General features: G+C 61.6%; 11 protein-coding genes. 10 read left to right on the plus strand and 1 reads right to left on the minus strand.

Features of this window, described 5'->3' with window-relative positions:
• Nucleotides 1-768: a TerB family tellurite resistance protein gene (locus tag KW841_RS03235; protein WP_218473470.1), complete on the plus strand. Its 768-nt coding sequence runs from the start codon at nt 1-3 to the stop codon at nt 766-768.
• 137 nt (nt 769-905) lie between these two features.
• Here KW841_RS03235 and KW841_RS03240 read toward each other — a convergent pair whose 3' ends face one another.
• A complete protein-coding gene (locus KW841_RS03240; protein ID WP_218473472.1) occupies nt 906-1,895 on the minus strand; it encodes an alpha/beta hydrolase family protein in 990 nt (329 codons plus the stop codon).
• A 73-nt stretch (nt 1,896-1,968) separates the two neighbouring features.
• On the opposite strand from KW841_RS03240, the gene KW841_RS03245 reads away from it, so the two are divergent.
• From KW841_RS03245 to KW841_RS03285, 9 genes are all read left to right on the plus strand, one after another.
• The gene (locus KW841_RS03245) at nt 1,969-4,365 is read left to right on the plus strand and encodes a PAS domain S-box protein (protein WP_218473474.1); all 2,397 of its coding nucleotides are present in this window, start codon (nt 1,969-1,971) and stop codon (nt 4,363-4,365) included.
• Nucleotides 4,366-4,467: 102 nt separating this feature from the next.
• Entirely contained in the window at nt 4,468-5,121 is a 654-nt protein-coding gene (locus tag KW841_RS03250; RefSeq protein WP_007993216.1) for a response regulator transcription factor, read from the plus strand.
• 343 nt (nt 5,122-5,464) lie between these two features.
• Complete coding sequence (locus KW841_RS03255; RefSeq protein ID WP_095964077.1) at nt 5,465-6,589, plus strand: ABC transporter ATP-binding protein; 1,125 nt, start codon at nt 5,465-5,467, stop codon at nt 6,587-6,589.
• A 48-nt stretch (nt 6,590-6,637) separates the two neighbouring features.
• A complete protein-coding gene (locus tag KW841_RS03260) occupies nt 6,638-7,681 on the plus strand; it encodes an ABC transporter substrate-binding protein (protein WP_102700192.1) in 1,044 nt (347 codons plus the stop codon).
• 181 nt (nt 7,682-7,862) lie between these two features.
• Complete coding sequence (locus tag KW841_RS03265) at nt 7,863-9,110, plus strand: ABC transporter permease (RefSeq protein ID WP_007980201.1); 1,248 nt, start codon at nt 7,863-7,865, stop codon at nt 9,108-9,110.
• 12 nt (nt 9,111-9,122) lie between these two features.
• Complete coding sequence (locus tag KW841_RS03270) at nt 9,123-9,947, plus strand: ABC transporter permease (RefSeq protein ID WP_007980200.1); 825 nt, start codon at nt 9,123-9,125, stop codon at nt 9,945-9,947.
• 224 nt (nt 9,948-10,171) lie between these two features.
• Entirely contained in the window at nt 10,172-11,320 is a 1,149-nt protein-coding gene (locus KW841_RS03275; protein WP_218473476.1) for an iron-containing alcohol dehydrogenase, read from the plus strand.
• A gap of 115 nt (nt 11,321-11,435) precedes the next feature.
• Nucleotides 11,436-12,110, plus strand: a complete 675-nt coding sequence (rpe, locus tag KW841_RS03280; protein WP_007980198.1) for a ribulose-phosphate 3-epimerase — start codon at nt 11,436-11,438, stop codon at nt 12,108-12,110.
• The gene (locus tag KW841_RS03285) at nt 12,107-12,925 is read left to right on the plus strand and encodes a phosphoglycolate phosphatase (RefSeq protein WP_015097053.1); all 819 of its coding nucleotides are present in this window, start codon (nt 12,107-12,109) and stop codon (nt 12,923-12,925) included. The genes rpe and KW841_RS03285 overlap by 4 nt, the downstream gene beginning before the upstream one ends.
• Nucleotides 12,926-12,967: the final 42 nt, after the last annotated feature.

The following is a 12,967-nucleotide window of genomic DNA, read 5'->3' on the forward strand; positions in this document are numbered from 1 at the left end:
ATGCTGTGGCCAGGGACTCTGATCGGAGCCGGAGCGGGCTTTGCCATAGCCAGCATTCCAGGGGCCATGCTCGGCGCATTGTTGGGGCAGGCGCTGGATCGGCGCTTGCAGCTGCAGAGTTGGGGGCATTTGCGGGAGAAACTGGGCGGCCGCCCGGTGCTGCGCAACGACGAATTGCTGTTTGTCCTGCTGGGACGCCTGGCCAAGTGCGACGGTCAGGTGATGGCCGGGCACATCGAACAGGCCCGGGCGGAAATGCGCTCGCTGGACATGTCCGGGGCGGCTCAGCGCCGTGCAATTGCCGCGTTCAACCGTGGCAAGTCGGGTCGCGATCGGCTGCGTGGGTATCTGCGTCGCCTGAGTGCCCAGCCCCATGCGGCGGAGGGCGTGTTACGCGCCTGCTGGCGAATGGTGTGGGCCGATGGTCGTGCCGGCAGCAGTGAACGTGAATTGATCCGCCAGTGGGGCCAGTGGCTGGGCTGGACGCCGCACCAGGTGCAGGCGTTGGCCCACGATTATGAGCCGCAGAAGCGGCCATTGGGCAACAGCGTGCCAAGCTATCAGGACGCCTTGAAGCTGTTGGGGGTGTCGGCCACCACCGAGCCTGCGCAGATCAAGCGTGCTTATCGGCGCCTGCTCAGTCGCCATCATCCGGACAAGATTGCCGGCAGTGGCGCGACGGCGATGCAGGTGCGTGAGGCCACTGAGCGAACGCGTGAACTGCATAGTGCCTATACGCTGATTCGGGAGCGGCGGGATTTTCGCTAGGCGAACCGCTTTGTGTTGCCTGTAATGGCCCCTTCGCGAGCAAGCCCGCTCCCACAGGTTTGATGTCGTCCGCCATTTCGTGATCGGCATAAAACCTGTGGGAGCGGGCTTGCTCGCGAATGAAGCGCCTCGGTCTGTCAGTCCGCCGGGTTCTGCGGATTCAACCAACCCCGCACCCGCCGGAACAATTGCTCCTGTTCGGCCTTGCTATCGGGCAAGGCCTTGAGCGCGACCTGACTGAACGTGGAGGACTTCAAGCGTTTGCTGGCCTGCAGGCGTTCCAGTGCGGCGTTGCGGTCCAGCGCTTTGTCTTTGTAGTAAATATCGGCGGTCGGCAGTTTCAGGGTCGGGGCCAGTTCCGCCAGCTCGGGCTTCGCTGCCACCGGTGTGCGAGTGGCGACCATGACCAGTTTCTCGACTTGCGATGGCTGCTTCTCGCTCAGGTAGCGCGCTGCCCAATAGGCGCCAGTGCCATGCCCCAGCACCACGATGCTGCGGGCGCTTTGTTGTTCGGCAAACGCAATCGCGGCGTCGATCCGGCCGAAGATGCGCTCGGCATCTGCTTTGGATTGTTCTTCGGTGGTTTCGGCGATGGCCTTGTCGGCCACATCGGCCTCGCCACCGGCCACCTGTTCGATCGGGGCTGCGGTGGTCGAGTCCTTGCTGCCGGCTTCGGGGGCCTTGGGCGCCGACGTTACCTCCACGATTCGTGGCGCAATGGCATCGCTTTGCAGGTCCGGCAAGGTGATACTCAGGCTGCTCCACTCGGCGTCCGGCAATTTGCGCCGCAACGGACCGACCGCTTGCGGCCAGTCAACGGTTTCGCCGGCGCCCGGGATGATAATCACCGCGCCTTTGGGTTCGGCGGTATTGGCCGGTTTCCACAATGCCAGAAAAGTCTCGGTGCCCGCTTGCAGTTGTTGCTGTTCCTGAGCCGGGATTTTTCGCTCGAGTGCAGTCGCTTCTTCCTGACTACGCTCAGGCAGCGGCTGACGTTCGAGTGGTTTTTCTTCGGCGGCCTTTTCTGCTGCGACAGGCGCCGGTTCGGCCGCCTCGACGGAAAAAACGCAAGGCAGGATCAGCGACAGGCACAATGCTGGCAGTGCCAGGCGGTAGACAGGGGGCATCGGATATTCCAGGCCAGAAGTGGTTCCGGCAGCCTAATGGGTTGGTCAGTATTTGTCAGTGTGTGAGAGTTCAATGATGCGTTTTCGCTGCCTGTGGGTTATCGGCTGTTTGTGGTTTCCCTTGATGGGTTGGGCGGCAGTCGTGCCCCCGACGCACGTTGCCCAACTGACCCCGAAACAACAGCATTGGCTGACGCAGCAGGGCGAGTTACGGGTCGGACTGGTGTTGCAGGCACCCTATGCGCAATACGATCGCCGCTTGCAGCGCCTGTCCGGGGTGAATGTCGACTTGATGAAGCGGCTGGCAAAGACCCTCGACGTCGAGCTGAGCTGGCGCAACTTTTCCGACCTTGAACAACTGGAAGCTGCCGCACGCGAAGGCGAAATCGACATCGCCCCGGGACTGACCCAGACACCTGGCGGGCTGCGCCTCTGGCAATTCTCCGACCCCTATATGCGGGTGCCGCAACTGGTGGTCAGCGACCAGAAAAGCGCCGGGGCAATCGAACTGGAAAAGCTCGACAGCCAGACCCGCGTCGCCGTGCGCATGCCCAGCGCCATCGCCGATTACCTGCACAGCAACTATCCGCACCTGAATCTGCAGGGCGTGCCGATGGAGCGCCAGGCATTGCAGTTAGTGACGGGCCAGCAGGCGGCTTATGCGGTGGTCGATGAAGCACAATTGGGGCGTCTCTCCGTCGAGCCGGAGTTTGCCGGGTTGGTGGTAGTCGGGGATGTCGGCCTGCCGCAGCTGTTGCGGGTAGCCACGCGTCGCGACAAGCCGGAACTGGCGGGTATTGTCGAAAGCGCATTGCGGGCGATTCCGGCCAAGGATCTGGAGCAACTGCACAATCAATGGCTGCAGCCCAAGTATCCACGTCTCACCGAGTCGCGGGGGTTCTGGCAAAACCTCTGCCTGTTGCTGGCCGTGCTGGCGTTGAGTTGCATGGCCATCGTGTTCTGGCAGCGTCGCCAGCAGCACAGCCTGGAACAACGCCTGATGGCCGCGCAGGAAGACATTGCCTTGCGTGCCGCCAGCGAAGAGGCCCTGCGGCTGACCCAGTTTTCCATCGATCAAAGCACCGTCGGCATCCTCTGGGTCAACTGGGACAGCCACGTGCGCTACGCCAATCGTGCGGCGGAAAGCATGCTCGGCTATCCAGCTGGCGCGATCATCGATCGGCCCTTGATCGATTTCGAACCCGGCCTGCACATGGATCGTTGGCTCAATCTGTGGAAACGCGCCCGGGCCAGTGAAGAGGGCCCGCAAAGCTTCGAAACCAACTGCGTGCGCGCCGACGGCAGCATACTGCCGGCTGATGTTTCGTTGAGTTTTCTGCGTTTTCGCGATGGCGAATACCTGGTGGTTTACCTCAACGACGTCACCGAGCGGCGCCGCGCCCTGGCGGCCTTGCAGGAAAGCGAGGCGCGGCTGCAAGGCATCGCCGCCAACGTTCCGGGGCTGGTTTTCCGCCTGGAGCGGGCACCGGTGACCGGCCAGATCGACTTTGCCTACATCAGTGAGGGCAGCGAAAGCCTGGTGGGTTATTCACCGGCCACACTGGCGCATCGCGACAAAGGCCTGCGCAGCCTGGTGCATCCGGATGACAAGGCGAGTTATCACCAGACCCAGGACCATGCGTTGGACACCGACAGCGACTGGTCGTGGCAAGGGCGAATCCTCACGCGTCAGGGCGAGCAGCGCTGGGCGGAAATCAAGGCCATCACCCGCCGGCTGGAGGACGGCGCCTATGTCTGGGACGGCATCGTCTGGGACATCAGCGAGAGCAAGCGCATCGAGCTTGAACTGGCCAGCTCCCGGGAACAACTGCGTGAGTTGTCCGCGCACCTGGAGAGCGTGCGCGAAGAAGAAAAAGCGCGCATCGCCCGGGAAGTTCACGATGAACTGGGGCAGATGCTGACCGTGCTCAAGCTGGAAACCTCCATGTGCGAACTGGCTTACGCGCAACTTGATCCGGGCCTTAACGAGCGCCTGGGCAGCATGAAGCGCCTGATCGCCCAGCTCTTCCAATTGGTTCGCGACGTGGCGACTGCCTTGCGCCCGCCGATTCTCGATGCCGGCATTGCCTCGGCCATCGAATGGCAGGCCCGGCGATTCGAGGCGCGTACGCAGATTCCGTGTCTGGTGCAGGTGCCGGACAATCTGCCGGTGCTCAGCGATGCCAAGGCCATCGGCCTGTTCCGGATCCTTCAGGAGGCACTGACCAATGTCATGCGCCATGCCCAGGCGCATACTGTTGAACTGACACTGGCGCTGGAAGGCGACGAGTTGTGTCTGACGGTCGCCGATGATGGCGTAGGATTTGTTGCTGCGCCTGGCAGGCCAACGTCCTTCGGGATCGTCGGAATGCGTGAGCGGGTGTTGATCATGGGGGGTGAGTTATCCCTTGAGAGTGAGCCGGGTGAAGGCACGACCCTGAGTGTGAAAGTGCCATTGGATGTTGCCTGAATAAGTTGTGTTGTCTGTACTGACGCCTTCGCGGGCAAGCCCGCTCCCACAGTGGGTCTAGGGTGGTCACAAAATCCCTTGTGGGAGCGGGCTTGCTCGCGAATGATCTTGAATCTGGAGAAGAACGTGATCCGTGTACTGGTAGCCGAAGACCACACCATTGTCCGCGAAGGCATCAAGCAGCTGATTGGCCTGGCCAAGGACTTGCTGGTGGTGGGGGAGGCGAGCAATGGCGAGCAGTTGCTCGACACCTTGCGTCATGTGCCCTGCGAAGTGGTGTTGCTGGACATTTCCATGCCGGGCGTCAATGGCCTGGAGGCCATTCCGCGGATTCGTGCCCTGAACAATCCGCCGGCGATCCTGGTGTTGTCGATGCACGACGAAGCGCAAATGGCTGCCCGGGCGCTGAAGGTCGGGGCCGCCGGTTATGCGACCAAGGACAGTGATCCGGCACTGTTGCTGACGGCCATTCGCAAAGTGGCGTCAGGCGGGCGTTATATCGACCCGGAACTGGCCGACCGCATGGTCTTCGAGGTCGGTCTTACCGACTCGAGGCCATTGCATTCGTTGCTCTCCGAGCGCGAGTTTTCCGTGTTCGAACGCCTGGCTCAAGGCGCGAACGTCAACGACATTGCCCAGCAACTGGCACTGAGCAGCAAGACCATCAGCACCCACAAGGCGCGGCTGATGCAGAAGCTCAACATCACCTCGCTGGCGGAACTGGTGAAGTACGCGATGGAGCACAAGCTCCTCTAAACACTACCGCCTTACATTGTGGGAGCGAGCCTGCTCGCGAAAGCGTCTGATCAATCTATATTCATGTCGACTGACACACCGCCTTCGCGAGCAGGCTCGCTCCCACAGGTGTCGTGGTGGCATGTCCATTTGCGACACGCTTGGCAGCGCTTTTGCCTATGCTGGCGGCCTGCAGCTGACCGCCGGTCACTGCGTTTGCCAAAACGCGCCATCCTTGTAGGGCAATCCCTACCCCCAACCTTCCATCCGGCTGAGGCGAATCTCTCTTGCCCCCCGATTTGCGTGGTCCCCAGCGTCCACTAGGCTTAACCCCACAGCAGTCATCAATAACAAAGGTGTGGGTATGAGCCAGGTCGATTCAAGTGCAGGGGCCAATGATGTTCTGGTCAGCTTTCGTGGAGTGCAGAAGAGCTACGACGGCGAGAACCTGATCGTCAAAGACCTCAACCTGGACATTCGCAAAGGCGAATTCCTCACGTTGCTCGGGCCGTCCGGCTCCGGCAAGACCACCAGCCTGATGATGCTCGCCGGCTTCGAAACGCCGACCGCGGGCGAAATCCTGTTGGCCGGGCGCGCCATCAACAACGTGCCGCCGCACAAGCGCGACATCGGCATGGTGTTTCAGAACTACGCCTTGTTCCCGCACATGACGGTGGCCGAGAACCTGGCGTTCCCGCTGACCGTGCGCGGCATGAACAAGAGCGACGTCAGTGCCCGGGTCAAGCGCGTACTGAGCATGGTCCAGCTCGACAGCTTCGCCCAACGCTACCCGGCGCAGCTCTCCGGTGGTCAGCAACAGCGTGTGGCCTTGGCCCGGGCGCTGGTGTTCGAGCCGCAACTGGTGCTGATGGACGAACCTCTCGGCGCACTCGACAAACAACTGCGTGAACACATGCAGATGGAAATCAAGCACCTGCACCAGCGCTTGGGCGTCACCGTGGTCTACGTGACCCACGATCAGGGCGAAGCCCTGACCATGTCCGACCGTGTGGCGGTGTTCCATCAGGGCGAAATCCAGCAGATCGCGCCGCCGCGCACCCTCTACGAAGAGCCGAAAAACACCTTCGTCGCCAACTTCATCGGCGAGAACAACCGCCTCAATGGCCGCCTGCACAGCCAAACCGGCGACCGTTGCATTGTGGAGCTCGGGCGCGGTGAGAAGGTGGAAGCCCTGGCGGTCAACGTTGGTCAGACCGGTGAGCCGGTCACCCTGTCCATTCGTCCGGAGCGAGTGAGCCTCAACGGTTCCAGCGACCAATGCGTCAACCGCTTCTCCGGGCGGGTCGAGGAATTCATCTATCTGGGCGACCACGTCCGGGTGCGCATGGAAGTCTGCGGCAAGACCGACTTCTTCGTGAAACAACCGATTGCCGAGCTTGATCCCTCGCTCGCCGTCGGCGACGTGGTACCGCTTGGCTGGCAGGTCGAGCACGTGCGCGCGCTTGATCCCCTTCTAGAGGCGAACTGATCGCCCCGGCAATACCAACACCAACCCTGCACGTGGAGAGAACAATAAATGTTGAGATCCCTGAAATTCACCGCTTTGGCACTGGGCATGATGGGCGCGGCACACGCAATGGCGGCCGGCCCTGACCTGACCGTGGTGTCCTTTGGCGGGGCGAACAAGGCGGCTCAGGTCAAAGCCTTCTACGCACCGTGGGAAGCGGCAGGCAACGGCAAGATCGTGGCCGGCGAGTACAACGGCGAAATGGCCAAGGTCAAGGCCATGGTCGACACCAAGAGCGTGTCCTGGGATCTGGTAGAGGTTGAGTCGCCGGAACTGTCCCGTGGTTGCGACGAAGACATGTTCGAGCAGCTTGATCCGAAGTTGTTCGGCAAGACCGAAGACTACGTCAAGGGCGCCATCCAGCCGTGCGGCGTGGGTTTCTTCGTGTGGTCGACCGTGCTGGCCTACAACGCCGACAAGCTGAAAACCGCACCGACCAGTTGGGTGGATTTCTGGGACACCAAGCAGTTCCCGGGCAAGCGTGGCCTGCGTAAAGGCGCCAAGTACACCCTGGAATTCGCACTGATGGCCGACGGCGTAGCGCCGAAAGACGTCTACAAAGTGCTGGCCGGCAAAGACGGTCAGGACCGCGCGTTCAAGAAGCTCGATGAACTCAAGCCGAACATCCAGTGGTGGGAAGCCGGTGCACAACCGCCGCAATACCTTGCTTCCGGTGACGTGGTCATGAGTTCGGCCTACAACGGCCGGATCGCTGCCGTGCAGAAAGAAAGCAACCTGAAAGTCGTGTGGAACGGTGGCATCTACGACTTCGACGCATGGGCCATTCCAAAAGGTCTGGATGCCAAGCGTGCTGAAGCAGCGAAGAAGTTCATCGCCTTCTCGGTGATGCCACAGCAGCAGAAGACCTACTCGGAAAACATCGCCTACGGCCCGGCCAACACCCAAGCCGTACCCTTGCTGGCCAAGGATGTCCTGAAAGACATGCCGACCACCCCGGAAAACATCGCCAACCAGGTGCAGATCGACGTCAGCTTCTGGGCTGACAACGGCGAGCAACTGGAACAGCGCTTCAATTCCTGGGCGGCCAAGTAAGACCGCACCGCGGACTTACGCTGTAGGAGCGAGCTTGCTCGCGAAAGCGGTGGGTCAATCAACATAGATGTTGAATGTGATGGCCTCATCGCGAGCAAGCTCGCTCCCACAGGTTGCGGTGTTTCAACACAACAGAGGTGGTTCTCCGCCTCTGTACGATCAAAGATTCCCGGAGTACGTCATGGCTATCGCCGTTCCCCTGAACGAGGGCACCAGCCCCACCTTGAAGCAGCGGCTCAAGCACGCCGAGCGGGTCAACCGCTGGAAGGCCCAGGCGTTGATCGCGCCGCTAGTGTTGTTTCTGTTGCTGGTGTTCCTGGTGCCGATCGTGGCGCTGCTCTACAAAAGCGTTGGCAACCCGGAAGTGGTCGGCGGCATGCCGCGCACCGTGACCGCCATCGCCAGCTGGGACGGCCGCGGCCTGCCCGCTGAACCGGTTTACAAAGCGGCGGCCGAAGACCTCGCCGAAGCCCGCAAGAACCAGACCCTGGGCGATCTGTCCAAGCGCCTGAACATGGAGCTGGCCGGCTACCGCAGCCTGCTGACCAAAACCGCCCGCGCCTTGCCGCTTGCCACCGAGCCGGCCTCCTATAAAGAAGCGCTGGAAGGTCTCGATGAGCGCTGGGGCGACCCGGCCTACTGGCAAGCGGTGCGCCGCAACACCAGCAGCATCACCCCGTATTACCTGCTGGCGGCTGTCGATCATCGCATCGACGACCTCGGCGAAATCGCCCCGGCCACCCCGGACCAAGCAATCTACCTCGACATCTTTGCCCGCACCTTCTGGATGGGCCTGATCATCACCGTGATCTGCCTGGTGCTGGCGTATCCACTGGCTTACCTGCTGGCCAATCTGCCGTCGCGCCAGAGCAACCTGCTGATGATTCTGGTGCTGTTGCCGTTCTGGACTTCGATTCTGGTGCGGGTCGCGGCGTGGATCGTGTTGCTGCAGTCGGGCGGCCTGATCAACAGCGGCCTGATGGCCATGGGCATCATCGACAAGCCGATCGAACTGGTGTTCAACCGCGTCGGTGTCTACATCTCCATGGTGCACATCCTGCTGCCGTTCATGATCCTGCCGATCTACAGCGTGATGAAAGGCATCTCGCCGACTTACATGCGCGCCGCGATTTCCCTCGGCTGCCATCCGTTCGCCAGCTTCTGGCGGGTGTACTTCCCGCAGACCTATGCCGGTGTCGGCGCCGGTTGCCTGCTGGTGTTCATCCTCGCCATCGGCTACTACATCACCCCGGCATTGCTGGGTAGCCCGAACGATCAGATGGTCAGCTACTTCGTCGCCTTCTACACCAACACCAGCATCAACTGGGGCATGGCGACCGCACTCGGTGGGCTGCTGTTGCTCGCAACGGTCGTGCTTTATCTGATTTACAGCTGGCTGGTGGGCGCGAGCCGCCTGCGCCTGAGCTAAGGGGAGAACGAAATGCTGAGTCCTTACATGTCGCCCATCGAACGGGTGTGGTTCTACAGCTTGCGGATTCTCTGCGGCTTGATTCTGTTGTTCCTGATCCTGCCGGTGCTGGTGATCATTCCGCTGTCGTTCAACTCCGGCAGTTTCCTGGTGTACCCGCTGCAAGGTTTCTCGCTGCAGTGGTACCACGATTTCTTCGCCTCGGCGGAGTGGATGCGCGCCCTGAAGAACAGCATCATCGTCGCCCCGGCGGCCACGGTGCTGGCCATGGTCTTCGGTACGCTGGCGGCCATAGGCCTGACCCGTGGCGACTTCCCCGGCAAGGCGCTGGTGATGGCGCTGGTGATTTCGCCGATGGTGGTGCCAGTGGTGATCATCGGTGTGGCCAGTTACCTGTTCTTCGCTCCGCTGGGGCTGGGTAACAGTTTCTTCTCGCTGATCGTGGTGCATGCGGTGTTGGGTGTGCCGTTTGTGATCATCACCGTGTCGGCGACCTTGCAGGGGTTCAACCACAATCTGGTGCGAGCTGCGGCCAGCCTGGGCGCTTCGCCGCTGACCACGTTCCGCCGGGTGACCTTGCCGCTGATCGCGCCGGGCGTGATTTCGGGGGCGCTGTTTGCCTTTGCGACGTCGTTCGATGAGGTGGTGGTGACGCTGTTCCTCGCCGGCCCTGAACAAGCGACCCTGCCACGGCAGATGTTCAGCGGCATCCGCGAAAACCTCAGCCCGACCATCGCCGCCGCCGCGACGCTGCTGATTGCCTTCTCGGTGATCCTGTTGCTGACCCTGGAATGGCTGCGTGGGCGTAGCGAGAAACTGCGGACCGCGCAGGTCTGAAGCCACGCCCCGATCACCTGTAGGAGCGAGCCTGCTCGCGATGATCGTCAACGATAACGCTGGAAGCCTGACACCCAGCGGCGTTTTCAAGTCCATCGCGAGCAAGCTCGCTCCTGCATGGGTTCTCCAGAGTCTGTTCGGACATTCATGGCCTGAATGCCAGACAAACCCCAATCCCCAGCTACTATTGTGCCCAGCTCCCCTACCTATAAGAGGCTGCGCACATGAGTCTTTCCTCTTTCAAGATCGCTCACAAACTGATCACCGGCGCAGGTGCCATCGAGCAGCTGTCCGCCGAGCTGACGCGCCTGGACATTGATAATCCGCTGATCGTCACCGATGCCGCCCTGGTCAAGTCCGGTACGGTAGAGCTGGCACTGGCGCAGTTGGGCGAACGCAGCTACGAGATTTTCGACCGGGTGCTGCCGGACCCGGAAATCGCTATTGTCGAAGATTGCATGCAGGTGTACCGCGACGGTGGGCATGACGGCCTGATCGGCCTGGGCGGCGGCAGTGCCATCGACATCGCCAAGAGCGTGGCGGCCTATGCCGGATACCACGGTGCGCTGGAGGATCTGTTCGGTATCGATCAGGTCCCGCGCAAAGGCCCGCCGTTGATCGCTATCCCGACCACGGCCGGCACCGGTTCGGAAGTGACCAACGTCGCCATCCTTTCCGACAAGGTCGCGCAACTGAAAAAGGGCATCGTCAGCGACTACCTGTTGCCGGACGTGGCGCTGGTCAGTCCGCAAATGACCCTGACCTGTCCGCGCAGCGTCACGGCGGCCAGCGGCGTCGATGCGCTGGTGCATGCCATCGAATCCTATCTGTCGGTCAATGCCTCGCCGATTACCGATGCCCTGGCCATTGGCGCCATCAAGTTGATCGCCAAGGCCCTGCCCAAGGCCTACGCCAACCCGTCGAACCTGCAAGCCCGGGAAGAAATGGCCACCGCCAGCCTGATGGCCGGCATGGCGTTCGGCAACGCCGGGGTGGGCGCGGTGCATGCGCTGGCGTATCCGCTGGGCGGACGTTTCAACATTGCCCATGGCGTGAGTAATGCCCTGCTACTGCCCTATGTCATGACATGGAACAAGATGGCCTGCATCGAACGGATGCAGGATATCGCCGAGGCCATGGGCGTGAAGACCGCTCATCTGAGTGTCAACGAAGCGGCTGACAAAGCCGTGCAAGCCATGACCGAGCTGTGTGCCGCCGTGGAAATTCCCCAGGGCCTGCGCAGTTTCGGTGTACCCGAGGACGCCATCGCGTCCATGGCCGTGGAAGCGGCGGGGATCGAGCGTCTGATGCGCAATAACCCGCGCAAGTTGAGTGCCGTCGATATCGAGAAGATCTATCGCGCGGCGTACTAGAGACTCTGCCGTTGATGGATGATGGCAAGGTCCAATCATCGCGCTCACGGTGCGCGCGTCAAAGCATGAGGTATACAATGCGCGCCATCGTGATTCTGCTCAGAAAAGGTGCGTCATGCAGCCCTTCGTAATTGCTCCGTCGATTCTCTCCGCCGACTTCGCCCGCCTGGGTGAAGAAGTGGACAACGTCCTGGCCGCCGGCGCCGACTTCGTGCACTTCGATGTCATGGATAATCACTACGTACCAAACCTGACCATCGGCCCGATGGTCTGCTCGGCACTGCGCAAGTACGGCGTGACCGCGCCGATCGACGCGCACCTGATGGTCAGCCCGGTGGACCGCATCGTCGGCGACTTCATCGAAGCCGGTGCGACCTACATCACCTTCCACCCGGAAGCCACCCAGCACGTCGACCGCTCCCTGCAACTGATCCGCGAAGGCGGCTGCAAGTCGGGCCTGGTGTTCAACCCGGCGACCCCGCTGGACGTCCTCAAGTACGTGATGGACAAGGTCGACATGATCCTGCTGATGAGCGTCAACCCGGGCTTCGGCGGGCAGAAGTTCATCCCCGGCACCCTCGACAAGCTGCGTGAAGCGCGGGCCTTGATCGATGCGTCGGGCCGTGACATTCGCCTGGAAATCGACGGCGGCGTGAACGTCAACAACATTCGCGAAATCGCTGCGGCTGGCGCTGACACCTTCGTTGCCGGTTCGGCCATCTTCAATGCGCCGAACTATCAGGAAGTCATCGACAAGATGCGCTCCGAACTGGCGCTGGCTCGCCCATGAGTGGCTTTGAGCAGCTGTTCCCGGGGCAATTGCCACGGCTGGTGATGTTCGATCTGGACGGCACGTTGATCGATTCGGTCCCGGACCTGGCAGTGGCTGTGGACAAGATGCTGCTCAATCTCGGTCGCCAACCCGCCGGCCTGGAAGCAGTGCGCGAATGGGTCGGCAATGGCGCGCCGGTACTGGTGCGTCGCGCGCTGGCCGGCGGCATCGATCATTCGGCGGTCGATAACGCCGAGGCCGAACGGGCGCTGGAGTATTTCATGCAAGCCTATGGCGAGAGCCATGAGCTGACGGTGGTTTACCCCGGCGTGCGCGATACCCTCAAATGGCTGCAAAAGCAGGGTGTCGAGATGGCGCTGATCACCAACAAGCCGGAGCGCTTCGTCGCGCCGCTGCTGGATCAGATGAAGATCGGCCGTTATTTCCGCTGGATCATCGGCGGCGACACCCTGCCACAGAAAAAGCCCGATCCGGCCGCGCTGTTTTTCGTGATGAAAATGGCCAACATTCCGGCTTCGCAGTCGTTGTTCGTCGGCGATTCACGCAGCGATGTGCTGGCGGCGAAAGCGGCGGGGGTCAAGTGTGTGGCTCTGAGCTACGGCTATAACCACGGGCGGCCGATCGCCGAAGAATCGCCGGCGCTGGTGATCGACGACCTGCGCAAACTAATTCCCGGTTGCCTGGATCCGGCCGCTGAGATAACGTTGGCCGACGCTGTCAAACCCCCTTCTGGAAACGCCATCGTGGTGGTCACTCGCAAACTCTGGATGAAAGTCATCAAGGCCCTGGCCCGCTGGCGTTGGCGCGCCTGACTTGATCCTGGCCGGTTTCCGGCGCGTTTGCATACCTGACCG

Source organism: Pseudomonas sp. PDM28 (genome assembly GCF_019219115.1).
Taxonomy (GTDB): Bacteria; Pseudomonadota; Gammaproteobacteria; order Pseudomonadales; family Pseudomonadaceae; genus Aquipseudomonas; species Aquipseudomonas laurylsulfatiphila.